23 protein-coding genes, 1 other RNA gene, 1 pseudogene and 1 other annotated feature are annotated in these 25854 nt (G+C 41.3%); of the genes and pseudogenes, 22 read left to right on the top strand and 3 right to left on the bottom strand.

The window, feature by feature from the left end; genetic code table 11:
• The 10 genes and pseudogenes from IE222_RS03505 to yajC form a co-directional block, all read left to right on the top strand.
• A pseudogene (locus tag IE222_RS03505) lies at positions 1–587 on the top strand (hypothetical protein); the annotation flags it as partial.
• The gene (locus IE222_RS03500) at positions 553–1563 is read left to right on the top strand and encodes a phosphotransferase (RefSeq protein ID WP_223282566.1); all 1011 of its coding nucleotides are present in this window, start codon (positions 553–555) and stop codon (positions 1561–1563) included. The pseudogene IE222_RS03505 and the gene IE222_RS03500, both read left to right, overlap by 35 nt.
• Before the next feature lie 96 nt (positions 1564–1659).
• Positions 1660–2361, top strand: coding sequence for a YhcN/YlaJ family sporulation lipoprotein (locus tag IE222_RS03495; RefSeq protein ID WP_191269721.1), 702 nt, complete (start codon positions 1660–1662; stop codon positions 2359–2361).
• Positions 2362–2520: 159 nt separating this feature from the next.
• Positions 2521–3051, top strand: a complete 531-nt coding sequence (locus tag IE222_RS03490) for an intercompartmental signaling factor BofC (protein WP_191269719.1) — start codon at positions 2521–2523, stop codon at positions 3049–3051.
• Positions 3052–3245: 194 nt separating this feature from the next.
• Positions 3246–3857, top strand: coding sequence for a Holliday junction branch migration protein RuvA (gene ruvA / locus IE222_RS03485; protein WP_191269717.1), 612 nt, complete (start codon positions 3246–3248; stop codon positions 3855–3857).
• Between the two features lie 10 nt (positions 3858–3867).
• On the top strand, positions 3868–4869 hold the full coding sequence (gene ruvB, locus IE222_RS03480; RefSeq protein ID WP_191269715.1) for a Holliday junction branch migration DNA helicase RuvB: 1002 nt from the start codon (positions 3868–3870) through the stop codon (positions 4867–4869).
• Positions 4866–5072 (top strand): DUF2905 domain-containing protein, encoded by a 207-nt coding sequence (locus tag IE222_RS03475; protein WP_191269713.1) that lies wholly within the window; start codon positions 4866–4868, stop codon positions 5070–5072. The genes ruvB and IE222_RS03475 overlap by 4 nt, the downstream gene beginning before the upstream one ends.
• A 17-nt stretch (positions 5073–5089) precedes the next feature.
• Positions 5090–6118 (top strand): tRNA preQ1(34) S-adenosylmethionine ribosyltransferase-isomerase QueA, encoded by a 1029-nt coding sequence (gene queA, locus IE222_RS03470; protein ID WP_191269711.1) that lies wholly within the window; start codon positions 5090–5092, stop codon positions 6116–6118.
• Positions 6119–6145: 27 nt separating this feature from the next.
• Entirely contained in the window at positions 6146–7285 is a 1140-nt protein-coding gene (gene tgt, locus IE222_RS03465) for a tRNA guanosine(34) transglycosylase Tgt (protein ID WP_191269709.1), read from the top strand.
• 31 nt (positions 7286–7316) lie between these two features.
• On the top strand, positions 7317–7598 hold the full coding sequence (gene yajC / locus IE222_RS03460; RefSeq protein WP_191269707.1) for a preprotein translocase subunit YajC: 282 nt from the start codon (positions 7317–7319) through the stop codon (positions 7596–7598).
• Between the two features lie 87 nt (positions 7599–7685).
• Here the strand turns inward: yajC and IE222_RS03455 are convergent, their stop codons facing one another.
• A complete protein-coding gene (locus tag IE222_RS03455) occupies positions 7686–8105 on the bottom strand; it encodes a TIGR04086 family membrane protein (RefSeq protein WP_223282565.1) in 420 nt (139 codons plus the stop codon).
• Positions 8106–8298: 193 nt separating this feature from the next.
• Here IE222_RS03455 and IE222_RS03450 point away from each other — a divergent pair, with 193 nt between their 5' ends.
• On the top strand, positions 8299–8970 hold the full coding sequence (locus tag IE222_RS03450; RefSeq protein ID WP_191269705.1) for a DUF421 domain-containing protein: 672 nt from the start codon (positions 8299–8301) through the stop codon (positions 8968–8970).
• Positions 8971–8999: 29 nt separating this feature from the next.
• On the opposite strand, the gene spoVB is transcribed toward IE222_RS03450, so the two are convergent.
• A complete protein-coding gene (gene spoVB, locus IE222_RS03445) occupies positions 9000–10550 on the bottom strand; it encodes a stage V sporulation protein B (protein WP_191269703.1) in 1551 nt (516 codons plus the stop codon).
• Between the two features lie 123 nt (positions 10551–10673).
• Here spoVB and IE222_RS03440 point away from each other — a divergent pair, with 123 nt between their 5' ends.
• The 6 genes from IE222_RS03440 (at position 10674) to dtd (ending at position 19284) form a co-directional block, all read left to right on the top strand.
• Positions 10674–10970 (top strand): post-transcriptional regulator, encoded by a 297-nt coding sequence (locus IE222_RS03440; RefSeq protein ID WP_191269701.1) that lies wholly within the window; start codon positions 10674–10676, stop codon positions 10968–10970.
• A gap of 149 nt (positions 10971–11119) precedes the next feature.
• The gene (gene secDF, locus IE222_RS03435; RefSeq protein WP_191269699.1) at positions 11120–13387 is read left to right on the top strand and encodes a protein translocase subunit SecDF; all 2268 of its coding nucleotides are present in this window, start codon (positions 11120–11122) and stop codon (positions 13385–13387) included.
• A 114-nt stretch (positions 13388–13501) separates the two neighbouring features.
• A complete protein-coding gene (gene recJ / locus IE222_RS03430) occupies positions 13502–15865 on the top strand; it encodes a single-stranded-DNA-specific exonuclease RecJ (protein WP_191269697.1) in 2364 nt (787 codons plus the stop codon).
• The gene (locus IE222_RS03425) at positions 15856–16368 is read left to right on the top strand and encodes an adenine phosphoribosyltransferase (RefSeq protein WP_191269695.1); all 513 of its coding nucleotides are present in this window, start codon (positions 15856–15858) and stop codon (positions 16366–16368) included. Before recJ ends, IE222_RS03425 begins: the two co-directional genes overlap by 10 nt.
• Before the next feature lie 266 nt (positions 16369–16634).
• On the top strand, positions 16635–18830 hold the full coding sequence (locus IE222_RS03420) for a RelA/SpoT family protein (protein ID WP_191269693.1): 2196 nt from the start codon (positions 16635–16637) through the stop codon (positions 18828–18830).
• 10 nt (positions 18831–18840) lie between these two features.
• Positions 18841–19284, top strand: a complete 444-nt coding sequence (dtd, locus tag IE222_RS03415) for a D-aminoacyl-tRNA deacylase (protein ID WP_191269691.1) — start codon at positions 18841–18843, stop codon at positions 19282–19284.
• 54 nt (positions 19285–19338) lie between these two features.
• Here the strand turns inward: dtd and IE222_RS03410 are convergent, their stop codons facing one another.
• Complete coding sequence (locus IE222_RS03410; protein ID WP_191269689.1) at positions 19339–20463, bottom strand: N-acetylmuramoyl-L-alanine amidase family protein; 1125 nt, start codon at positions 20461–20463, stop codon at positions 19339–19341.
• A 159-nt stretch (positions 20464–20622) separates the two neighbouring features.
• On the opposite strand from IE222_RS03410, the gene IE222_RS03405 reads away from it, so the two are divergent.
• The 5 genes from IE222_RS03405 to IE222_RS03385 all read left to right on the top strand — a co-directional run bounded on the left by IE222_RS03405 (position 20623) and on the right by IE222_RS03385 (position 25438).
• Positions 20623–20799: a hypothetical protein gene (locus tag IE222_RS03405; RefSeq protein WP_191269687.1), complete on the top strand. Its 177-nt coding sequence runs from the start codon at positions 20623–20625 to the stop codon at positions 20797–20799.
• A 56-nt stretch (positions 20800–20855) separates the two neighbouring features.
• Positions 20856–21095 (top strand) — a binding site (T-box leader).
• A gap of 86 nt (positions 21096–21181) precedes the next feature.
• Positions 21182–22450: a histidine--tRNA ligase gene (gene hisS, locus IE222_RS03400; protein ID WP_191269685.1), complete on the top strand. Its 1269-nt coding sequence runs from the start codon at positions 21182–21184 to the stop codon at positions 22448–22450.
• Positions 22451–22472: 22 nt separating this feature from the next.
• On the top strand, positions 22473–24242 hold the full coding sequence (gene aspS / locus IE222_RS03395; protein ID WP_191270190.1) for an aspartate--tRNA ligase: 1770 nt from the start codon (positions 22473–22475) through the stop codon (positions 24240–24242).
• Between the two features lie 67 nt (positions 24243–24309).
• A non-coding RNA gene (ssrS, locus tag IE222_RS03390) (6S RNA) lies at positions 24310–24506 on the top strand.
• Between the two features lie 164 nt (positions 24507–24670).
• Positions 24671–25438 (top strand): tRNA threonylcarbamoyladenosine dehydratase, encoded by a 768-nt coding sequence (locus IE222_RS03385; RefSeq protein WP_191269683.1) that lies wholly within the window; start codon positions 24671–24673, stop codon positions 25436–25438.
• Positions 25439–25854: the final 416 nt, after the last annotated feature.

Below are 25854 nucleotides of genomic sequence, written 5' to 3'. Positions count from 1 at the left end.
CAGGAACAGCAGGCCCAATGGCGGGAACAGCAGGATATCCAGGAGCAGCAGGCCCAATGGGGGGAGCAGCAGGTTATCCAGGAGCAACAGGCCCAATGGGGGGAGCAGCAGGTTATCCAGCAGGAATGGAATTTTCTCCTGGGGTCCACTCAGCACCAGGTAATCCCGATGGTTCATTTGGAAATCCAGGGTCAGGTGCTCCATATGGAATGCCAGGGTACCCCGGAACATATGGACCAACACCCTATGGATATCCGCAAATGATGGGAACAACACCTTATGGAATGGTACCTGAATTTGAATATGAATCACCAGACCGGCCAGGCCCTGCAGCAGGAGCGCAAATGCCTTTTATGCAAGCCCCAGGACAAAGTTTCCCAACAGGAGCTGGGGGTGATTGCGGCTGCGGTCCAGGAAAACCAGCAGGCATGCCGGCAGATTTTGTCCCGCCGACTCCGCCTATTTATAGTGCACCCTATACAGGACCTATGGATGTTGCCCAGCCGCCTTTTATGAATCCATATGGAATGGGACCAGCAGGAACAAGTTCTTATGGAATGCCAGGATATCATGACGAATCAAGTTAACTCGTCAGCAAACATGCATGGAGACGATGCTTATTTTGATCGTCTCTTCTCTTATTTTCAGTCGCAATTTCTCGAAAATGTATCAGAAATGAATCCGCTGCAAAGATCCGTTATGCTGCTTAAAACAGATCACAATATGTATGTCATGAAAGGATATCAATCCAATCGCAGGCTAAAAGTGCAGGAAGCCTTTACAGCTACACTGAGGAAAGAAGGATTCTTCAATACGTACATTTATTTGGATTCATTAACAAAAGAACCGCTCTTATTTGAGGGTACTTATTTTGGCTGTATGGAATATATTTCTCCAAACAAATCAGCTTTTACCTTTTATGGACAAAAAGACCGAAGGGATGGACTTAACTTATTAGAACAATTTCATCAGGCGACAGCCTCGTTTGAAGCAAGGTATCGCAGGCTGCTTCCAACAGCAGATTTAATTGGAAAATGGAAAGAAAGATTGATGATTTTTTCGAATAATATTCCTTTTCTCAGATATTTTATGAATGAACCATTTATTTCTGAAATGGTGTCGTGGGCAAATTGGTCATTAAAGGGGATGGAAAAAAACATCCGCTATTTTGAAGAAGAACCATTTGTAATTCTTCATGGGGATGTAGCCCATCACAATTTTTTGCGTGACAAAAAGGGTAAGCTACATTTAATTGATTTTGATTTAATCAGTATTGGCCCAGCGGCACTTGATTATTTACAATATGCCAATCGGATTCTCCCATATATTGATTGGTCGTTAAATAGGCTTAGCAGGTATAAACAATTTCAAAAGTATCTCCGTGACAAAGCTTTCTTATATGCATTAGTATACCCCGCAGATGTTTTTCGTGAGTGGAATCGACTAATTAGGGAACAATCCTATACCGATCAAAAAAAATTACAGCAGGTAATGGATTTATCAGTTGGTGAGTTTTATTCACGGAAAAAGTTTTTTCATCAAATCAAAAGCGTTTTGGATTAATGCTGTTATTTCTAAAGAATGAAAACCTCCTTAAGTTAACAACCTAGTAAGGAGCATATTCGAATGCTCAAGGATTAACGTGAGGGGGTTTTTCGCTTGGTCAGCAAACGATGGAGATTTGCGCTTTCTGCTTTAATGCTTGTTGGAGCTGCGGGGTGTGCAAATAATAACAAGGGTGTCAATGATGCCAATAATAACCTTGCACGCCCAATGGGATATTACTCTAACGAAAACCACCCGGACAATAGCAACGCTTTATATCGTGATAATGATGGCCCGTTCACGGAAATGATGGATCATACTTTGGGGGACGAGGATCGAAATTTTAATGAACAAAGCCGCAGCAGGCTGCAAACAAAGGACGAGAATGGACATCCTGTCAATCCAACGAAGCCTTTAGCTTCTACGGATCGTAATTTTTTTCAGAAGGATAACCGTTTTAGTACAAGTGATATGAACTATCATGGCCATCTAAACCGAAAAACCGGTAATACATGGTCACATGTTGACCATGAATTTCAGGAAGATATTACGGATACGATTAGGGATAAAGTTGAACATGTCGACAATGTAAGAAGCATCCGCAATGTTGCTTACGGAAATTCTGTCTGGGTATCAGTGAGCCTGGTTGATAATAGCAAGGCAGCAGCCAATAAAACGAAAAGAGACATCAAAAGAGTAGTCCAGCCTTACGTAAAGGGAAAGACAATTAAAGTCGTTATTGATGAAGGGACGTTTGGGCGCGACCGTAATATCAATAACGATATTCCCCAAAGAGTTCCAAAACCCGCTAAATAAGGCAAAAAGGCAAAGCGAATGAGCTTTGCCTTTTTGTATGGAAAAACGCTTGCTGGGAAAATTAGAAAGGGTAATCACCGGTTGTTTCGGATAAAAAGGCAAAAAAAGGCTAAACTAGGAATGGAAAGCGTGTAAAATATTTAATAAGAGGTGAGGGGCATGAGGTTCACAGGAAAAGCTATGGCTCGCTTTTGTTTCGCCGTATTTTCTGTTATTCTCTTCAGTTTAGGAATGGCATGGGATGGTTTCGCAGCGCAAGTGGAAACCAAGCAAGCGACGGAACCTCTGCACATAACAGTTATTTTAGAACGAGTCTATCTGGACGGAGAAGTCAGCCAGGAAGTTGTTCATGAAAAATGCTGGTCGATGGAGAATTTTTGGGCGAAGTATGATGCCTGGACGCTAAAAAATAGGGAAGAATCATCGATGGTTTTTACTAGAAAAATGGATGATATTTCACCCCTGTTAAAAGCAAATGGCTATTTTGGTATTACGGAAGATGGGGTTTTAACAATTTTTAATGGGCGGCCTGGAAGCTCGAAGATTATTCAATCCTTCTTTCAAATCGATATGAAAAAGCTTGAGAGTAATAAGCAGGAAGAATTGCTCCAAGGTATTCCCATTAAAACAAAGGATCATTATGTCAAGGTGCTTGAAACGTTTAAGCCTTATTCAGTAACAAAAGAATAGATGTTTTAAAAAATCAGACTGGTGAATGAAATCAGCCTGATTTTTTTGTTTTAAAATTTGTATATTGGCGAATTTTCCAATTTTATTAGCCAAGCGCACCGAATCACTAATTTCTTCAACTACCATTCAAAAATATGATAGAATGGAATACAGTGTAATTTTTAGCGTTTAGTGTTTAAAGGGAGAGAAGCGGATTGTTTGAATTTATCAAGGGTACCGTTGATTTTGTCGGACCAGAATATATCGTTATCGAAAACAGCGGAATTGGGTTTCAAATATCGACGCCGAATCCGTTTATTTATGCCGGTAAAATGGAAACAATGGTAACGGTTTATACGTATCATTATGTCCGAGAAGATGTAATGGCTTTATATGGCTTCGAAACAAGGGAAGAAAAGAAGTTATTTACTAAATTATTAAATGTGTCGGGAATTGGTCCCAAAGGGGCTCTAGCCATCCTTGCATCGGGAGAGGTCCAGCAAGTGGTTAATGCGATTGAAAACGAGGATGAGAAATTCCTTGTTAAATTCCCTGGTGTCGGAAAAAAAACTGCCCGACAGATGATTCTTGATTTAAAGGGGAAATTACAGGATGTCGTGCCAGACTTCTTCCCGAATTTGTTTAACGCAGATCAGCTTCATATACATACAGGAGCAACGAACACAGCCTTTGAAGAAGCCGTCCTTGCCTTACAAGCACTTGGCTATTCTGAAAAAGAAATTAAGAAAATTTCTCCTGAATTACAGAAGGAACAGATGTCAACAGATCAATATATTAAAAAAGCCCTTCAGCGGCTGTTAAAATAGGTGATGATGTATGGAAGAGCGGATCATTTCCAGCGAAGTAAATGAGAGTGAAGTTAGTTTTGAACAAAGCCTCAGGCCGCAAACCTTACAACAATATATCGGACAGGATCAGGTTCGAGAAAACTTGGAAATCTTTATTAAGGCCGCTAAACAGCGTGGGGAAACCCTCGACCATGTGCTGCTTTACGGCCCGCCGGGATTAGGAAAAACGACTCTCGCGATGATTATTGCCAATGAAATGGGTGTAAACATTCGGACAACTTCAGGGCCGGCGATTGAAAGACCTGGTGATTTAGCGGCCATTCTCACTGCACTCGAGCCAGGCGATGTGTTATTTATCGATGAAATTCACCGTCTGCCGAGATCGATTGAAGAGGTGCTCTACCCGGCAATGGAGGACTTTTGTCTGGATATTGTGATCGGGAAGGGTCCGAGCGCCAGGTCAGTCCGCCTTGATTTGCCGCCATTTACCCTTGTTGGGGCAACAACAAGAGCAGGTTCTCTGTCAGCCCCTCTCAGAGACCGATTTGGCGTTTTATCTCGTCTCGAGTATTATAAAGAAGACCATCTGACAAGCATTGTGCTGCGGACAGCGGAATTGTTTGAGACGGGAATTGATCAACAATCAGCAGCGGAAATTGCCAGAAGGGCGAGGGGAACACCACGTATTGCTAACCGCCTCTTACGACGTGTCCGCGACTTTGCTCAAGTGAAAGGGAATGGGGAAATCCATCTATCGCTTGCTAAAGAAGCGCTAGAACTCCTGCAGGTGGACCAGCGCGGCCTTGACCATATTGACCATAAGCTGTTAAAAGGAATTATTGAAAAATTCCGCGGCGGTCCGGTCGGACTGGATACGATCGCGGCTTCCATTGGTGAGGAGTCCGAAACAATCGAAGATGTGTATGAGCCATATTTATTGCAAATTGGCTTTCTGCAGCGGACGCCGCGGGGCAGGATGGTAACAGCTGCTGTTTATCATCACTTTGCTATGGAGGTGCCTGCGCCTTGACAGGATTATCAAAAACATTGATGATTATTGGCGCGGTTATTTTTTTTATCGGCTTATTGATGCCATTTTTGCATTTGGGAAAACTACCGGGTGACATTGTCGTCAAAAAAGGGAATAATGTCTTTTATTTTCCGGTCGTTACTTCCATAGTTGTAAGTATTGTTTTGTCCCTTATTTTTTATGTAATAGGGAGATTTCGTTAAAGTTAGGATGTTTGAATATGAAAGTAGATTTGTTTGATTTTCATTTACCAGAAGAATTAATTGCCCAGGTTCCATTGAAAAATCGGACCGATAGCCGGTTAATGGTGTTAAATAAGGAAACAGGCGAATTAAAGGATGAAGTGTTTAAGAACATTACGAAGTATTTGCGTGAAGGGGACTGCCTTGTCTTAAATGATACGAAGGTATTACCGGCACGCCTTTTTGGTGTTAAAAACGATACTGGTGCAAAAATAGAAGTGCTGTTATTAAAACAGCTCGAAGGCGACAGGTGGGAGACTTTGGTCAAGCCTGCCAAACGGGTAAAGGAAGGCACCGTTATTGAATTTGGCGATGGTTTGCTTACGGCTGTTTGCACAGGAGAGAGTGAGCATGGGGGCAGGACATTTGAATTTCGATATGAAGGAATTTTTTACGAAATTCTTGAACAATTAGGACAAATGCCATTACCGCCATATATTAAAGAACAGCTTGATGACCAAGACAGGTACCAAACGGTCTATGCAAAGGAACCTGGCTCGGCAGCGGCACCAACAGCCGGACTTCATTTTACCGAAGAATTACTGCAGGAGATTGCTGAGATGGGCGTCCATATTGCCTTTATTACACTTCATGTTGGGTTAGGTACGTTTAGGCCTGTCAGCTCAGACGATGTAGAAGGACATGATATGCATGCTGAGTTTTACATCATGACGGATGAAACAGCGAAACTGCTAAATAAAGTAAGAAGCAGCGGCGGCAGAATTATTACTGTCGGAACAACATCTACAAGGACTTTAGAAACGATTGCAAAAGCGGGTAACGGTCATTTTAGCGCGAGCAGCGGCTGGACGGATATTTTTATTTTTCCTGGATATGAATTTAAAGGGATTGATGGGATGATCACAAATTTCCATTTACCGAAGTCCACTTTGATTATGCTTGTCAGCGCCTTGGCCGGCAGGGAGCACATTTTGCATGCTTACAATACGGCTGTAGAAGAGAAATATCGTTTCTTCAGCTTTGGCGATGCGATGTTCATTATCTAGGGCTTGTATGAGGAAGGAGAAAGAAACTTGACAGCGATTCGCTATGAATTAATCAAAACTTGTAAACAAACAGGAGCCCGGCTTGGCAGGGTCCACACACCACATGGCTCCTTTGATACACCAACCTTTATGCCGGTAGGAACGCTGGCAACCGTGAAAACGATGTCCCCCGAAGAGTTAAAGGGCATGGATGCTGGGATTATTTTGAGCAATACTTATCATTTATGGCTCCGCCCAGGCCATGAGATTATTAAGGAAGCGGGCGGGCTGCATAAATTTATGAACTGGGACCGAGCAATTCTTACCGATTCAGGCGGCTTCCAAGTTTTTAGTTTAAGTGAATTCCGTAAAATTGAAGAAGAGGGCGTTCATTTTCGCAATCATTTAAGCGGTGAAAAATTATTTTTATCTCCGGAAAAAGCGATGGAAATTCAAAATGCCCTAGGCTCTGATATTATGATGGCCTTTGATGAATGTCCGCCATATCCGGCTACATTCGACTATATGAAAAAATCTGTGGAGCGTACCTCAAGATGGGCGGAACGTTGTTTAAAGGCACATCAACGCCCTGAAGACCAAGGGTTATTTGGTATCGTTCAAGGCGGGGAGTATGAGGAACTGCGGAAGCAGAGTGCCAATGATCTTATATCGCTTGATTTTCCTGGCTATGCGATTGGCGGTCTGTCAGTCGGCGAGCCGAAAGATATCATGAATCGTGTTCTTGAGTTTACGACACCGCTTCTGCCTGCAAATAAGCCGAGATATTTAATGGGTGTTGGTTCTCCAGATTCATTAATTGACGGGGCGATCCGCGGAGTTGATATGTTTGACTGCGTTCTGCCGACGCGAATTGCGAGGAATGGTACATTAATGACCAGCGAAGGCAGATTAGTTGTTAAAAACGCTCAATATGCTAAAGATTTTGGTCCGCTTGATCCTGATTGCGACTGCTATACATGTAAAAATTACAGCAGGGCGTACATCCGTCATTTAATTCGTTGTAATGAAACATTTGGAATTCGATTAACATCTTACCATAATCTTTATTTTCTGCTAAAATTAATGGAGAAGGTCAGACAAGCCATTAGGGAAGACCGGCTTGGTGATTTCCGAGAAGAATTTTTTGAGCGTTACGGGTTTAACAAGCCTAACGCGAGAAATTTCTAATAGATGCTATTTTGAAAGGAGGGGAACAAGTATGTCAGGTGGATTAGGTACAATTCTTCCGTTAATTCTAATGTTTGTGTTGTTCTATTTCTTATTAATCCGTCCACAGCAAAAGCGCCAAAAAGCGGTGCAGCAAATGCAAAGTGATTTAAAAAAGGGTGATAAGATTGTCACGATTGGCGGCTTACACGGTTTTATCGATTCAATCGATGAGAGCAAAGTCGTGATTAAATGTGGCGACGGCAGCCGTCTTACATATGATCGCAATGCGATTCGTGAAGTAACGGATTCAGCTAAGGAAGCACAAGCGTAATAATACAGTAAAAAGGAAAGGAAGCCGTACTATTTATTCGGCTTCCTTTTTTAAGCTCTAATTTTTGATTCGCGAATAACAGGTTTTCTAAGCGTGTTTTGAGTTATTTGTTGCAATATTTACCCCGAGAATGCCGCCCATCATCGCAATCAGTGTATAACAGGTATGATAAATGACTTGTTCAGCATCAAACAGGCGGTCGTACCCTAAGAATTGAAATAAAAAAACAATCAGCGAGTAAATGAGCCCCGTTACGCTGCCAATTAACCAGCCCTTTTCCTTCCGCTTTCCGCCAGACAAAAAGCCGCCGCCAAACAATGCAATAAATGAAATGGCTGTGACGATGTATTGAAGTGATGATTCACCTGCGGATGTAAATCTCATAATAAAGGAAATGAGTAGGCTGCAAACAGCTGCAAAGACAAAAATAAAGATCAATCCGTACAGAATCGCTGTACCAAAGCTTTTTGACTCGATTTTTCTCTCCCCCTTAAGCCTCCTGGCCAACTTTATTCTTTTTTTTAAATCTGTTGACAAAGAAACAGATTCTTTCCTAGTACAAGCATATTCATGATGGTTTGAAAGTAGAATGAAATTTTTACACTTGCGCTTTTTGGTATTTGGGATTTTATTCCGATAATGAATTGTGGAGGAATGATAAACAATAAGAGTTGTAACGTTTTGAAAGGGGAGTCCAAACGTGGTAGTTTATTTAAATATCATTTTTAGAACTTTGATTTTATATGTTGTCTTACTTTTAATATTTAGGTTTATGGGGAAGCGGGAAATCGGTGAATTAAGTATCTTGGATTTAGTTGTCTTTATTATGATAGGTGAAATGGCCGTGATTGCAATTGAAAATACGCGGGATCCTTTATTCCATACGATTGTACCGATGATTTTGTTAATGGGAATTCAAATCTCACTTGCTTATATGTCCTTGAAAAGTAAAAAGTTTCGCGATCTTGTAGATGGGAAGCCCACCATTATTATCAATCGAGGCAAGGTTGATGAAGAGGCCATGCGAAAACATCGTTATAATTTCGACGACCTGATGATGCAGCTGCGTGAAAAAGATGTCAGGAGTATTCAGGATGTGGAATTTGCTATTTTAGAGACATCAGGAAAGCTATCGGTTATTGAAAAAATGGAAGATCCAAAAGAGCCAAAGAACCCTAAAAAAAATGGCGATATTACCGTCCCGCTGATTATGGATGGGGCAATCAGGGAAGAAGGCTTAAGTAAGATTAATAAAACGAATCTTTGGCTTCGTCAGGAAATGAAAAAGAAAGGATACCGTGATATTAAAAAAATTTCGTTTTGCAGCTATGAAAATGGGAAATTTTTTATTGATCTTAAGGATTATGAATAAAAGACACGCTTAATGCAGGTGCGTGTCTTTTACTTATCAAAAAACTTACCAATCCATGGAATTCTGATTAAATCGTCCTTTTTTATCAGCCCCATGATAATCAGCAGAAAGGTATAGGCAAGTGTCATTGTAATCAAAGATACTAATACTCTGATAATCAATAGTTCCTTTATCAGGAAATGTCCAAATACCCAGTATCCCATCCATCCTGCGGCCCCCATAACAAGAAATCCTTTCACATAATCCCGGACATTGAAGGAGAATGAAACCTGCTTTATGACAGTAGCGAGGTGAAGAAACGTAACTAATACAAAGCCCACGATAATACCAAGGGCTGCCCCGGTAATACCAAAGGAAGCCTGGGAAGCTAGTACAAAGATGACGGCTGTTTTTACAACTGCACCAATTAGACTGTTAATCATAGCCGCTCTGGCAAGATTCAGTGCCTGCAGGACAGCCTGCAATGGCCCTTGGAAATAATAAATGATAAAAAACGGCGCCATTAGACGAACCAAATAAGAGCCCTTCGTTGAGCCGTACATAAGCTCCATCAGCGGGTCAGCCAATACATATAAAACAATGACAGCTAATCCACCGGATAAAAACACAAACCGCAATGCCTGTTCTAAGCGGTATTCTATTAGTTTATAGTTTTTCCTTGAATTAGCTTCGCTGATGGCAGGGACTAATGATGTTGCCAAGGAAAAAGTAACAAATGACGGCAGCATTAACAGCGGCATAGCATAACCGGTTAACGATCCATATTGTTTTGTTGCTTCCCCAGCAATGACTCCCGCAAGCGCTAAGCTGTGGGCAACGACAATCGGTTCAAAAAACCAGGCAATCGACCCAATCATTCTGCTGCCGGTTGTTGGCAGGGCTATCTCCATTAATTCCTTAAAGGTGTTTTTCCCAGCCTGAATAAATTTGAAGAAGTTTTTTCTCAGTTTAAAGCGTTTTTTAAATTTAAACATTGTTACAAGATAAATAAGTGAGACCAATTCCCCAAGTACAGAAGCTGCCATGGCAGCTGCGGCTGCATATTCAACCCCATATGGTAGAAACGCCTTCGTCATCACTGCAATCAGAGTAATTCTCACGACCTGCTCTAAAATTTGTGAAATGGCTGAAGGCTGCATGTTTTGCCTTCCTTGAAAGTACCCTCGCAAAACAGAAGATACGGCAATAATTGGAATGGCGGGTATGATGGCGATTAAAGGGAAATATGTTCTGGAATCCGTAAACAACGTTGAGGAAAGCAGCGGAGCCAGAAAAATTAGTGCTGGTGTAATAATAATCGATAACGTTACCGTAATCCCAAGAGACACGACAAGAATCTTTTTTATTTCAGCAAAATTGCCCTTTGCTTCAGCTTCTGCGACATTTTTAGAGATGGCAACCGGCAGTCCAAGCTGCACGAGCGTCACAACAAGGATAAATGTTGGGTACGCCATCATGTATAAACCGACACCTTCTTCACCAATACTGCGTGCTAGGACGATACGATAGATAAACCCAAGGACTCTAGTAACGAGCCCGGCAGCCAGCAGAATGAAAGTGCCTTTAATAAACTTCGACATTCAACTTCCCACCTTCTCAAAAAAGAGGAATTCATATACAATTAACTATATGCTTCAAGGTGGACAAAGCATGACAAGTTAGGCATTAAACTTATGGTTGCATAAACAGAGGAGGCAGTTTGTATGGGAAATGGCCATGCTTATGATTATTTTCGATCCGAGGTACAGCCGGCGTTAGTCAGTAAATTAGAGGAGTTTCACCTGCTTGGGTACGATTCTGTATCAGACAATGAGCTTTGGGATTTTTTAACGAAGAAAAAATGGAGAAAGATAAAAGAAGAAATTCATCTTTATCAAATTATTGAGGACATCCTTGCTGTGAAGGTGAGCGATTTCATCAGCTTTGCAACCATTAAGTCATATAAAACTGCCGAGTTTTCATTTGATGATGAAAACGAACTAAAAGAGCTGTTAAAATAATTTCACTTTTTAAGAAAAATTTTTCATTTTATGTAAATTGACAGTCATACTTACTTATTTCATAATGTAGAAAGCGGTATAATTTAACTTATTTAATACTTGTACGTTTCTGTTTCAGGCGCGCGCATTAAGGGAGGAAAAAATACATAATGGTAAAGCGTAGTAGAATTGTTGCTTTCTTTTTACTTTTACTGCTCCTTGGCAGCACAATGGGAGTAACAGCAAAAGACATTTTACATAATATTAAGCTTGGACTTGATCTCCAAGGGGGCTTTGAGGTTTTATACACGGTAGAGCCGGCGAAAAAAGGTCAGAAAATTGACAAAGACGTAATGGCCAGCACTGCCGAGGCACTCGATAAACGGATTAATGTCCTTGGTGTAAGTGAGCCAAGTATTCAAATTGAGGGGTCAAACCGAATCCGTGTTCAGCTTGCCGGGGTTAAAGACCAGAATAAAGCGCGTGAAATTTTATCGACCCAGGCAAATTTAACCTTCAGAGATATAGATGATAAGCTGATGATGGACGGCTCCGACCTTAAACAGGGCGGTGCCAAACAAACATTTGATGAAGAAGGAAAGCCAAGTGTCTCACTAACATTAAAAAGTGCGGACAAGTTTGCTAAAGTAACAAAAGAAATTTCCAGCAAGCCGTACGGAACGAACCTTCTTGTGATCTGGCTTGATTTTGAAGAAGGAAAAGACTCGTTTAAACAAGAAGCTGGTAAGGAAAAACCAAAATATTTATCAGCCCCTACTGTTAGAGAAGTTTTTAACCAAAATACAGTTTCTATCGTTGGTAATTTTACGGCAAAAGAAGCTAAATCTTTGGCCGATTTATTAAATGCAGGATCATTACCAGTGAAACTTAAGGAAGAGTCCTCAACTTCTGTAGGTGCTACATTTGGTGAAAAGGCATTAAATGATACTATTTTTGCCGGGCTCATCGGGGTTGCGATTATTTATTTGTTTATGCTTTTCTATTACCGTTTCCCTGGTTTAATTGCTTGTGTCACTTTAAGTATTTATATTTATTTAGTCCTATTAATCTTTGATTGGATGAATGGGGTGCTGACGCTGCCAGGTATTGCCGCGATTATCCTCGGGGTAGGGATGGCGGTAGACGCAAATATCATCACCTATGAACGGATCAGGGAAGAGCTAAAGGTTGGAAGATCGATTAAGTCGGCCTTCCAAGCAGGGGAGAAAAATGCGTTTACTTCGATTCTTGACTCGAACCTGACAACGATTCTAACAGCAGCAGTTCTTTTCTTCTATGGTAATAGCTCTGTAAAAGGGTTTGCGACGATGTTAATCATCAGTATTCTAATGAGCTTTTTAACTGCTGTTTATGGTTCACGTCTATTCCTTGGCCTATGGGTGCACAGCGGCTTCTTTAAGAAGAAAACTAGCTGGTTTGGTGTGAAGCAGTCCGATATTCACGACCTAAAGGAAAACTTTGATACGTTAGACCTGCCAACTCGTTTCGATAAACTTGATTTTGTAAAGAATCGAAAGAAGTTCTTTACTATTTCAAGTGTTCTGCTTGTAGCTGGTTTAATCGTTCTTATTATCATGCGTTTGAATTTGTCGATTGATTTTTCAAACGGGACTCGTGTAGAAGTGATGTCCGATAAGCCGCTTACAACTGAAATAGTTAACGATGCTTTTAGTAAACAAGGTTTAACTACGGATGATGTTGTCATATCTGGCGATAAGCAGGAAAGGGCCGCAGCAAGGCTGGTTACAGTTCTTTCTAAGGACCAAATTGCCAAATTGAAGAATGATTTTAAAGCAGAATTTGGTTCCGAGCCAAGTATTAGCACCGTTTCTCCAACAGTTGGGAAGGAATTGGCGAAAAATGCGGTTATAGCTCTGATTATTGCTGCTATTGGGATTATCATATATGTTAGTATTCGCTTTGAGTTATACATGGCGATTGCAGCGGTTATCTCCTTGCTGCATGATGCCTTCTTTATGGTGGCATTCTTCAGCATCACAAGACTTGAGGTAGATTTAACGTTTATCGCCGCCGTGTTAACGATTGTCGGTTATTCGATTAACGATACCATCGTAACCTTTGACCGGATGCGCGAAAATATGCAAAAGAAAAAGCGGCTTAAAACACCGGCTGATATTGCAGAAGTGCTAAATGTAAGTACTCGTCAAACATTAACCCGTTCGATTAACACAGTCTTTACAGTATTAGTTACGGTAATTGCACTTGTTATCTTTGGCAGTGAGTCAATTCGAAACTTCTCGATTGCGTTATTTGTCGGCTTAATGGTAGGGGTATATTCCTCCATCTGTATCGCCGGTCCGCTATGGTATGTCTTTAAGACACGGGAGCTTAAGAAAAAAGGTGTTATCAAAACCGTGAAAGAAAAGAGAAAGTACTCCGATCAGCCACAGGTTTAATAGACCAAGATGAAACCGCAGATTCATTCTGCGGTTTCATTTTTCTTTTTGCAATGATTGAAAGCGGGTTTGTGCTCCTGTATAATGAGAAAGTCTGAGAGGTGAACGTGAAAGATGTTAAAATCGAAAACAAGATGGGTTGTACGTGATTCTGACCATCAGTTGGTTGAAAAGCTTGTTAATGAATTAAATATTTCTCCTCTTGTTGCATCACTGCTTGTTAACCGTGGATTTGAATCTGCTTCGTCCGCACGGTTTTTTTTATTTGGTAAGGATGAGTTTCACGACCCCTATTTACTTAAAGGAATGGATGTGGCTGTCAACCGAATCCAAGCAGCAATTAAGAATAATGAGCCTATTCTTATATATGGTGATTATGATGCTGATGGAGTCAGCAGTACCTCGGTATTGATGCTGACACTTAGGGATTTAGGGGCAAACGTCCAGTTTTATATACCTAATCGTTTTTCAGAAGGATATGGTCCGAATGAAGCGGCTTTTCGGCACGCAGCGGAAATCGGCATTAAATTAATAATTACTGTTGATACGGGGATTGCTGCAGTTCACGAGGCCAATGTAGCTAAAGAATTAGGAGTAGACCTTATTATTACTGACCATCATGAACCTGGACCGGTAATACCTGATGCTCTTGCTATTATTCACCCTAAGCTCCCTGACAGCACATATCCATTTCGTGAACTGGCAGGTGTTGGAGTAGCTTTTAAATTAGCGCATGCCCTTTATGGCAGGCTGCCAGAGCATTTATTTGAAGTTGCTGTCATTGGGACGATTGCAGACCTTGTTTCCTTAACCGGGGAAAATCGCTTAATTGCGAAAAAAGGTCTTGAAAATTTAAAGGTTACCAAAAACAACGGGCTAAGGGCTATCTTTAAAATAGCCGGTGTTGATCCAATGGCCATTAACGAAGAGACTGTTGGCTTTACAATAGCTCCTCGTATTAACGCGGTAGGAAGGTTAGCTGATGCTGATTTAGCAGTGGATCTCCTTTTATCTGAAGACCCTCAAGAGGCAGAGCTGCTAGCAGAGGAAATGGATGCTCTCAATAAATCGCGACAGTCGATTGTAAATACTATTGCGGAAGAGGCAATTGCGGAGGTGGAATCAAATTATCCAGCTGACCGCAATAAGGTACTTGTTATTGGAAAAGAAGGATGGAATGCAGGGGTCATTGGAATTGTTGCATCGAAGCTCGTTGAAAGATATTACCGCCCAGCGATTGTCCTCAGCTTTGATCAAGAGAAAGGCCTGGCAAAAGGCTCGGCGCGAAGCATTCCTGGATTTGACCTATTTCAAAACCTGTCAACATTGAGAGAAATTCTTCCTCATTTTGGCGGACATCCAATGGCCGCTGGGATGACATTGAAAATTGACGATGTGGCGGAACTGCGCGATAAATTAAACCAACTTGCCGAGGATTCAATGACGGAGGAAGATTTTATTCCAGTCACATACCTTGATGAAGAAGTTCGGTTAGAAGATATTCACTTGGCTTCTTTGGATGAAATGGGATTACTATCACCTTTTGGTGTGGACAATCCGAAGCCAAAGGTTCTTATAAATAATGTTGAAATTACTAATCTTAGAAAAATTGGCAGTGAGCAAAACCATTTGAAAATTACGGTCAATGACCAAAATGCCAATCTAGACGGAGTGGGCTTTGGACTAGGAGCAGCAGTTGATGAAATTTCTCCTGCTTCAAAAATTTCATTAATCGGTGAATTATCGATCAATGAATGGAACAATATACGTAAACCGCAGATTTTCGTTCAAGACATTGCCATTGATACGTGGCAGCTATTTGACTTTCGTGGACAAAAGCGCATCAAAAGTATACCGGCAACGGTTCCTGAAGAAAATAGGAAAATCATTGTTTTTAATAAACAGCTTGCGGAAAAAATGAATTTTCATTTGGGTGTTGAAACGATTTGTATTGAGGATGATGAAGCTGCAAAGGCTTTTGACGGTTATCATGCTAATATTGCATTAGTTGATTTCCCTCCTTCAAAGGATATTCTAGTTCATTTATTAAAAGGAAAGCAGCCAACTCGAATATATGCTTATTTTTATAAAGAATCCAGTGATTTTTTCAGTACCGTTCCAACCCGTGAGCATTTTAAATGGTTTTTTGGCTTTCTTTTGAAAAAAGGACCGATTGACTTGAAACGATACGGTGATGACATCGCCAAACATCGAGGCTGGTCACGTGAAACCATTGACTTTATGTCAAAGGTGTTTTCTGAACTAGATTTTGTTACAATAAATAATGGATTTATCAATTTAAATAAACAACCACAGAAGCGCGATTTAACTGACTCTAAAACCTATCAACAGAAAATGGCCCAATCTGCATTGGAGAAGGAATTATTATTTTCCTCCTTTCAAGAATTAAAGACTTGGTTTACTAACATTATGGAAGAGTCAGCTGAAATTGAGGAGGCTATTAAACAATGGATTTAAAACAATTTATAGCGATCGTTCCGGATTATCCAAAAGAAGGGATCGTATTTAAAGATATCACTCCATTAATGAATGATGGTGAAGCTTATAAATATGCAACAGACCAAATTGTCGAGTATGCAAAAGATAAGCAAATTGATATAATTGTCGGCCCGGAGGCACGCGGATTCATCATTGGCTGCCCTGTGGCCTATGCACTCGGAGTAGGCTTTGCACCTGTACGAAAAGAAGGCAAACTTCCAAGAGAAACGATTAAAGTCGGCTATGGCCTAGAATATGGTAAGGATGTTCTTACGATCCATAAAGATGCCATTAAACCTGGCCAGCGCGTTCTCATTACCGATGATTTATTAGCAACTGGCGGTACGATTGATGCAACCATTCAATTAGTGGAGCAGCTGGGCGGCGTTGTTGCTGGAATCGCTTTTCTTGTTGAACTTTCTTACTTAGACGGCAGGAAAAAACTTGACGGATATGATATCCTATCATTAATGATGTATTAAACAATGAACGAGGGCACTCAAGATGAGAGTGCTCTCTTTATATAAGGAAAAAATCACTTTATTTCATAGGAGTAACAGATAAATCGACAAAAATTTCATTTTTTACAGAAAAAAAGGTTGAATCTCTTTACAACTTGGTGAATTTTTTCGATAATAGTAACAATCATTCTTATTTAGTAACTATTTTTTCAGATGATTCATTGAATAAAAATACTCTAAAAAGCTTATAAAGCTTATTAAATTGAGATGAAAATAAAGGTGATTTTATGGCGAATGATCAAGTGTTAACAGCCGACCAAGTCATCGACAAGACTAGAAAATACTTAAACGAAGAGCATGTTGCACAGGTGAAAAAAGCGTATGAATTTGCTAAGCATGCTCATCGTGAACAATATCGAAAATCGGGCGAACCGTATATCATCCATCCGATTCAGGTCGCTGGCATTCTAGCAGATCTTGAGATGGATCCAGCAACGGTCGCGGCCGGTTTTCTTCATGATGTTGTGGAAGATACGAATGTATCCTTGCAAGATATTGAGGATGCTTTCAACGCTGAAGTAGCAATGCTTGTCGATGGGGTAACAAAGTTAGGGAAAATTAAATACAAATCACATGAAGAACAGCAGGCAGAAAACCATCGGAAAATGTTTGTCGCAATGGCACAGGACATCAGGGTCATCCTGATTAAGCTTGCTGACCGTCTGCATAATATGCGGACACTTAAACATCTTCCTGTAGAGAAGCAGCGTCGGATTTCAAACGAAACACTTGAAATTTTCGCACCTTTAGCTCATCGTCTTGGAATCTCTAAGATTAAGTGGGAGTTGGAGGATACTGCATTACGTTATTTAAATCCGCAGCAATATTATCGGATCGTTAATCTCATGAAAAAGAAGCGGGCAGAACGAGAGCAATACCTTGAAGATGTCATTGATGAAGTAAAGGTACGGCTAAATGAGGTAACCATTAAGGCCGATATCTCCGGACGGCCCAAACATATTTACAGCATTTATCGGAAAATGGCGCTGCAAAACAAGCAGTTTAATGAGATTTACGATTTGCTGGCTGTTAGAATCGTTGTTAAAAGCATTAAGGATTGTTATGCCGTCTTAGGAATCATTCACACATGCTGGAAACCGATGCCTGGCCGTTTCAAGGATTATATTGCGATGCCTAAGACTAATATGTACCAATCCCTGCATACAACCGTGATAGGTCCTAAAGGGGATCCGCTTGAAGTACAAATCCGTACCTTTGAAATGCATCGGATTGCAGAGTTCGGGGTTGCTGCACACTGGGCCTATAAAGAAGGCAAAGCAATGGCTGACAGTTCAACCTTTGAACAAAAATTGACCTGGTTTAGGGAAATTTTAGAATTTCAAAATGATGCATCAAATGCCGAAGAGTTCATGGAATCGTTAAAAATTGACCTATTTTCTGATATGGTGTTTATTTTTACCCCAAAAGGAGATGTCATCGAACTTCCATCTGGTTCAGTTCCGATTGATTTTGCTTACCGCATCCATTCGGAAATTGGCAATAAAACCATCGGTGCGAAGGTCAATGGCAAAATGGTTACGCTTGATTACAGGCTGAAAACCGGTGATATTGTAGAAATTCTTACTTCTAAGCATTCCTATGGTCCGAGTCAGGATTGGCTCAAACTGGCACAAACGTCTCAGGCCAAAAACAAGATTCGTGCCTTCTTTAAAAAGCAGCGCCGAGAGGAAAACGTGGTCAAAGGAAAAGAGCTTGTGGAACGGGAAATCCGCAGTATGGAATTTGACACGAAAGAAATTTTAACGGCCGATAATCTTAAAAAGGTTGCCGAAAAATTTAATTTTACCAATGAGGAAGATATGTATGCGGCCGTAGGCTATAACGGCGTAACTGCGCTGCAGGTGGCAAATCGCTTAACGGAAAAATGGCGCAAGAAACGCGATCAAGAGCAGTCAGCCAGCATTACCAATGCAGTTGCTGATTTAAAGGCCTTCCCTTCAACGAAAAAGAGGGAATCGGGTGTCCGTGTTCAAGGGATCGATAATTTGTTAATCCGTTTATCGAAATGCTGTAACCCGGTTCCAGGGGATGAAATTGTCGGTTATATTACAAAGGGCCGCGGTGTTTCTGTCCATCGCGCAGATTGTACCAATATTGATTCGAATGATGCACAGTCACGCCTGATTCAAGTAGAATGGGAATCTTCCCTCAATGACCGCAAGGAATATAATGTTGATATTGAAATCAGCGGATTTGACCGCAGGGGTCTTTTAAATGAAGTGCTCCAGGCTGTTAATGAAACAAAAACTAATATATCTGCAGTAACCGGCAAAACCGACCGCAATAAAATGGCGATGATTAATATGTCCATTGCTATTCACAATGTGAACCATCTGCATAAAGTCGTCGATCGGATTAAACAAATCCCAGATATTTATTCTGTCCGCAGGATGATGAATTAAGGAGTATAGTATGCGAGTCGTTCTTCAGCGCAGTAAAGAGGCAAAAGTTACAGTTGATGGTGAAATAACTGGACAAATTACAAAAGGACTGGTCCTCCTTGTAGGGGTTACCCATGAAGATACAGTGGAGGATGCCGCCTATTTAGCGGATAAAATTGTTAATTTACGAATCTTTGAAGATGAAAATGGCAAAATGAATTTGTCGCTGCTTAGTGCAGGCGGTGACATTCTATCTGTCTCCCAGTTTACGCTTTACGGTGATTGCGCAAATGGGAGAAGACCGAGCTTCATCAACGCAGCAAGGCCCGAGCATGCCATTCAAATCTATGATACCTTCAACCAACTGCTCCGTGACAAAGGCGTCAAAGTCGAAACCGGAATATTCGGCGCCATGATGGACGTCCAATTAATAAACGACGGCCCTGTCACACTAATTGTAGAAAGTAAAAAATAAAAATAGGGTGTCAGGCACCATGTGAATTTTTCACATGGTGCCTGACACCCGTTTTTAATTGCGCTCGTTAAAGTAACGCACCAATCCATTGTATAAACCGGCGGCAACATTTTCCTGGTACCAGTTAGTGTTTACGGTTGCTTCCTCTTCTTGATTGCTTAAATAGCCGAGCTCGATTAAAACGGCATTCTGGCTGTTTTCGCGGATGACATGGTAATCACCGAAACGGACACCGCGATTGATTAATTGGGTCTTCTCAACCGCTGCATTATATAGAGCAGTGGCGAGCGCTTTTTGATAAGCATGGTAATAATATCCGGTCAATCCGCGGATCGTTGGGTCTAAATTGCTGTCATAATGCAGACTGATAAAGGCATCTGCGAGATTAGCTTGTCCAATCATCACCCTCGAGGAAAGGGATAGATACGTATCCGAGTGTCTCGTCAGATATACATTCGCACCCGCTGCTTTTAATTTATCATAAAGCAGGTATGCCGTTCTCAGCGTTAATTTTTTTTCTAGTGTGCCCTTTGCCCCGGTTGTTCCATTATCAACGCCGCCATGGCCAGGGTCGATAACAATCGTTTTATTTTTAAGACCGTAATTTGAACTTGTGGTAATAACTTTTGATCCGTTCCGATTGATAAACTCAGTGTTAACCCATCCTCTAAGGTCAGCATAGCCAACCTCAAGCCAATTGTTTTGACTGCTATAAATCGAAACCATAGTCCCCATTCCTAATTTACCGACGACTGTACTTGCTGTGGATGGATCCATCCGGATATTTAATGTATCGGCGTTGACAAAGCCAATGCTAGATGCTTGGGAACCTTGCGAACCCTGTGAGCTTACTTGGGATCCTTGGGCTGTAACAGCGGCTGCAGTTTGTGGTTGGTCACTTTCCTTTACGACCAGCCATTTGACAAGCCATCCGGTTTTGGAAACTCCGAAGCGAATTTCAATCCAGTCTCCTTGCTCTTGTACAATTTGATAGGTTTCTCCCCGCTTTGCGATGGCAACTAAAGGATAACTTAAATCGGGACCGCTGCGAATATTAATGGTTTCTGTACCAATAATAACAGACCCGGCGGCTCCGGCAGCCAAGGTTTTTCCTTGCGGCAGGAAGGCTTGACATATAAGAATTATAAAAACTAGAATTAGGCAATATTTTTTCTTCATAGGCCCTCCTTATTTAGTTTTTAAGAGTAATCCACATTCATTTTAGCAGAAAATCATCCCTCATGTGGAAATTTTGGGTAAAAAAATGGACAACATGAAATTTTTTTTGGTGAATGGAGATAATAAACACCAAAGGAAACTTGTTAAGGAGTGGTCAAAATGCGTGCAAGTGAAAAAGGAATGAATAGTCAGTCTATGGATGGCCGGTTATTTGGAGTGGATTTTCACGATTTTTTGCAAAAGGAGCAGCATTCAACCCCGGTTGAACTTGCCTCCGAATTCGGACTGTCAATGAGGGATGTCAGAAATTTAAAAAAACACTTAGAAAGGTCATAAACTTTACTTGACTTTACTTCTGATGCTCCGTATTATTATAAAATAAACTTAAATAGAAATAACCAATGATGGAGCACAGTAGTTAAGGCCATTCCATGAAAAGAGAAGAAATGCCCTGGCTGAAAGCATTTCCGCATGAATCTTAATGAAAGAACACTCCGTAGGCTTCTCTCTGAAAAAGTTTAACTCTAGTAGGGGAAGAACGTAACAGGCGTTAACTGTTTGAGAGGAAAAGTATATATATTTCATGCTTTTCAACTAGGGTGGCACCGCGGATACAAACTTCCGTCCCTTGTATTATTACAAGGGGTGGGAGTTTTTTTATTTGTCCTTGAAAAAATAACCATACATAAAAACAATTTCTAAAAAGGAGGTTCCTGCAATGTCAATTAGTATACCAAGAGGAACACAGGACATTCTGCCAGGAGACGTCGAGCTTTGGCAGCAAATTGAAAAAAAAGCAAGGCAGCTTTGTGAGAAATATCAATACCAAGAAATTCGTACACCGATATTTGAACATACTGAACTTTTTTCTAGAGGAGTCGGTGACACAACCGATATTGTTCAAAAGGAAATGTACACTTTCGAAGACCGCGGTAAACGCAGTCTTACGCTTAGACCAGAGGGAACAGCCCCGGTTGTTCGGTCATTTGTTGAGAAAAAAATGTTCGGCTTTGCTAAACAGCCCGTAAAGCTTTATTACATGGGACCAATGTTCCGCTACGAACGACCGCAATCAGGACGCTTCCGCCAATTTGTCCAGTTTGGTGTGGAGGCTTTGGGAAGCAATGACCCGGCAATTGATGCGGAAGTCATTTCCCTAGCAATGAATTTGTACAAAGAAATGGGTCTAAAAAAACTAAAGCTAATCATTAACAGCTTGGGTGATAAGGAATCTCGCCAGGCACACCGTGAAGCCTTGATTAATCATTTCCAGCCAAGAATCGGTGAATTTTGTTCAGACTGTCAAAAACGTCTAGAGAAAAATCCGCTTCGTATTCTTGATTGCAAGGTCGACCGTGACCACGAATTAATGAAGACGGCGCCGTCCATTATGGATTATCTAAATGTGGAGTCAAAGGCCTATTTTGATAAAGTTCAGAAGTATTTAACACAGCTTGATATTCCATTTGAGGTTGATTCTAACCTTGTCCGCGGCTTGGATTATTATAATCATACCGCTTTTGAAATTATGAGCGATGCTGAAGGATTCGGTGCGATTACGACGCTTTGCGGCGGCGGACGCTATAATGGTCTTGCTGAGGACCTTGGCGGGCCGGAAACACCTGGAATCGGCTTTGCTTTAAGCATTGAGCGATTCATTGCAGCGCTTAATGCAGAGGGGATTGAAACGAAACTGAATGAAGGTATTGATTGCTATCTAGCTTCACTTGGCGAAGAGGCAAAGGATTATACCGTCGGACTGTTACAAAAGCTCCGCCTAGCTGGTTTTTCAGCAGAGAGAGATTATTTAAATCGAAAAATTAAAGCGCAATTTAAAGCAGCTGATCGCTTAAATGCCAAATATGTTGCAGTACTTGGCGATGATGAGCTCAAAAATAATATAATTAATGTGAAAAATATGGAAACTGGAGAACAAGTCGAGGTCGCACTCGATTCTGTGGTTGAATATTTTCAGGAGTTGCAATAACAATAAGGGGGATTCAACAGTGATATATGGCAGGACGTATTTTTGTGGGGAAGTGCCTGAGAGTGCAGTTGGTGAAAAACTTACATTAAAAGGATGGGTACAGACAAGACGGGACCTTGGCGGATTAATTTTTATCGATTTGCGTGACCGCTCAGGGATTGTCCAAATTGTGTTTAACCCGGATGTTTCCAAAGAGGCTTTAGCAATTGCGGAAACGGTTCGTAATGAATATGTATTAGATGTTGTTGGAACAGTCGTTGCCCGCGACCCAGAAACCTATAACGACAACATTACAACAGGAAAAATTGAGGTACAGGTAGAAGCCGTAACAGTAATTAACAAGGCAAAAACTCCGCCATTCATTCTTTCTGATAAAACGGACGCTTCTGAAGATATCCGTCTAAAATATCGGTATTTAGATTTCCGCCGTCCGGTTATTTTTGACACATTAAAAATGCGTCATGACGTAACAAAGACAATTAGAAATTTCCTTGATTCGGAAGGGTTTTTAGATATTGAAACACCAATTTTAACGAAAAGCACGCCTGAAGGAGCGCGCGACTATTTAGTGCCAAGCCGTGTGCATCCCGGTGAGTTTTATGCCCTGCCGCAGTCACCGCAGTTGTTTAAACAGCTATTGATGGTTGGCGGAATTGAACGCTATTATCAAATTGCCCGCTGCTTCCGTGACGAAGACCTGCGTGCAGACCGGCAGCCTGAATTTACGCAAATTGATATTGAAACAAGCTTTTTAAGCCAGGACGATATCATGGGTATGACGGAAAGAATGATGTCCAAGCTCATGAAGGAAGTAAAGGGAATTGATGTGACTGTACCATTCCCGCGGATGCAATATAATGAAGCAATGGGCCGTTACGGTTCAGATAAGCCAGATACTCGCTTTGGACTTGAACTGGTGGATGTTTCGGAAATTGTGAAAGATTCCGGTTTTAAAGTATTTGCTTCAGCCGTTGCTGGCGGCGGCCAAGTAAAAGGAATCAATGTCAAAGGGGCAGCTAATAAGTATTCCCGCAAAGACATTGATGCCTTAACAGAGTTCGTAGCCGTATACGGTGCTAAAGGTTTAGCCTGGTTCAAGGTGGAAGCTGACGGCTTTAATGGACCGATTACGAAGTTCTTCACGGAAGAGGATTTTGCAGCAATTAAAGCAACAATGGAAGCATCTGAAGGAGACCTGCTTGTATTTGTTGCAGATAAAAAGAGTGTTGTTGCCGATGCTTTAGGCGCGCTTAGACTTAAGCTTGGTAAAGAGCTCGATTTAATCGACCAAAGCAAATTCAATTTCTTATGGGTTACTGACTGGCCGCTATTAGAATACGATGAGGAAGAGGGCCGCTACTATGCTGCTCACCATCCATTCACAATGCCTTTCCGTGAGGATTTAGAATATCTTGACACTGACCCGTCTAAGGTTCGTGCTCAAGCATATGATATTGTCCTTAATGGCTATGAGCTTGGCGGCGGTTCGTTAAGAATCTTTGAACGTGAGGTTCAGGAAAAAATGTTTAAGGTTCTTGGCTTCACGCCAGAAGAAGCACAGGAGCAGTTTGGCTTCCTGCTAAATGCTTTTGAATATGGCACCCCTCCACATGGCGGTATCGCGCTTGGTCTTGACCGTTTGGTAATGCTTCTTGCTGGAAGCTCAAACCTAAGAGATACGATTGCTTTTCCAAAAACAGCAAGCGCAAGCGACTTGTTGATGGAAGCACCAAGTGAAGTATCGAAGAATCAATTAAAGGAATTATATTTGTCACTAAATGTTAATAAATAACAAGAATTCGCTTTCAAGAAACCTTGAATGTGGATTTAAAATATGCTAATATAAAATCAATTAAAGAAGAGTCCTGAAATGTACGTTGTGTTACCTGAAGTTTTGACCGAACATATTTTTATTGGGAGTCCGGAGTTTCTTGGCTGCGCAAATGCCCCGCTCTTTGACGAGTATGGGGACTTGCAATACCGGGAATAGAACACCCACCTGCTGCGTGCGGGATCAAAACGAGGGATCTAAAGCGACGGCATTATTGGGACTCTTTTCTTTTACGGATTCTAACCTCCTGTTTGCTTTCTGCGGGAGGTTTTTATTTTGTGTTTTATGTTCATAATTCCTATAAAAATACTTGTTTTTATAGAAGGGTATGATATATTTTTTAAGGTGAAAAATAAAAAAATCAATTGAATTAATTTGGAGTGAACATCATGCTGCATCAATTTTCTCGTAATGAGCTTGCAATAGGTCAAGAAGGCCTTGATATCATGAAAAACAGCACCGTTGCTGTTCTTGGAATCGGCGGCGTCGGTTCATTTGCCGCGGAAGCGCTTGCCCGTTCAGGCGTCGGCCGGTTAGTCTTGATTGATAAAGACGATGTCGATATCACAAATGTGAATCGCCAGTTGATTGCGCTTTTGTCAACGGTTGGCAGGCCAAAGGTTGACATCATGCAGGAACGGATTAAGGACATTAACCCTGATTGCGAAGTTATTGCATTAAAAATGTTTTATACAGAAGAAACCTATGAAGAGATTTTTAGCCACAATTTAGATTTCGTTGTCGATGCATCTGACACGATTATGTACAAAATCCATTTAATGAAGGAATGTCTGGAGCGTGATATTCCAATTATTTCCAGTATGGGTGCGGCTAATAAAATGGATCCAACCCGCTTTAAAATTGCTGACATTTGGAAAACCCACACCGATCCAATTGCGAAGGTAATCCGTACAAAGCTTCGTAAAGAAGGGATTCGTAAAGGGATTCCGGTTGTCTTTTCCGATGAAAGCCCGATTGTCATTCGGGAGGACGTCCGTAAAGTAGTCGGCAACGATAAAGCTGAGATCCGTAAGGCAAAAATGCCGCCATCCTCGAATGCGTTTGTTCCGTCCGCTTGCGGCTTAATTATGGCAAGCTATGTAGTCAGAGAGCTTCTTAAGGATATTAAGATTTATCGTGTGAGTGATGAGAGATAGGTGTATTTTATTATTGTCCCCTAGACCTTTGTGGTTTAGGGGTTTTTTCGTTTGCGGTATTCTTCTTACTCTTTAAATAGTCGGTTTCAGCGGTTCCATTGCCCAAAAAAGAGGCACCTCATTGAAAAAGGGTAAAGCAAGCAGGCTCCATTGCCCAAAAAAGAGGCACCTCATAGAAAAAGGTCAAAGCAAACGGGTTCCATTGCCCAAAAAAGAGGCACCTCATTAAAAAAGGGTAAAGCAAACGGGTTCCATTGCCCAAAAAAGAGGCACCTCATAGAAAAAGGTTAAAGCAAGCGGGTTCCATTGCCCAAAAAAGAGGCACCTCATTGAAAAAGGGTAAAGCAAGCAGGCTTCATTGCCCAAAAAAGAGGAACCTCATTGAAAAAGGTCATAGCAAGCAGGCTCCATTGCCC

Origin of the sequence: Neobacillus kokaensis (assembly GCF_014656545.1) — a bacterium.
GTDB classification, from domain to species: Bacteria; Bacillota; Bacilli; order Bacillales; family Cytobacillaceae; genus Neobacillus; species Neobacillus kokaensis.
The sequence above is the reverse complement of the archived record's forward strand: the minus strand, read 5'-3'. Positions and strand labels throughout refer to the sequence as shown.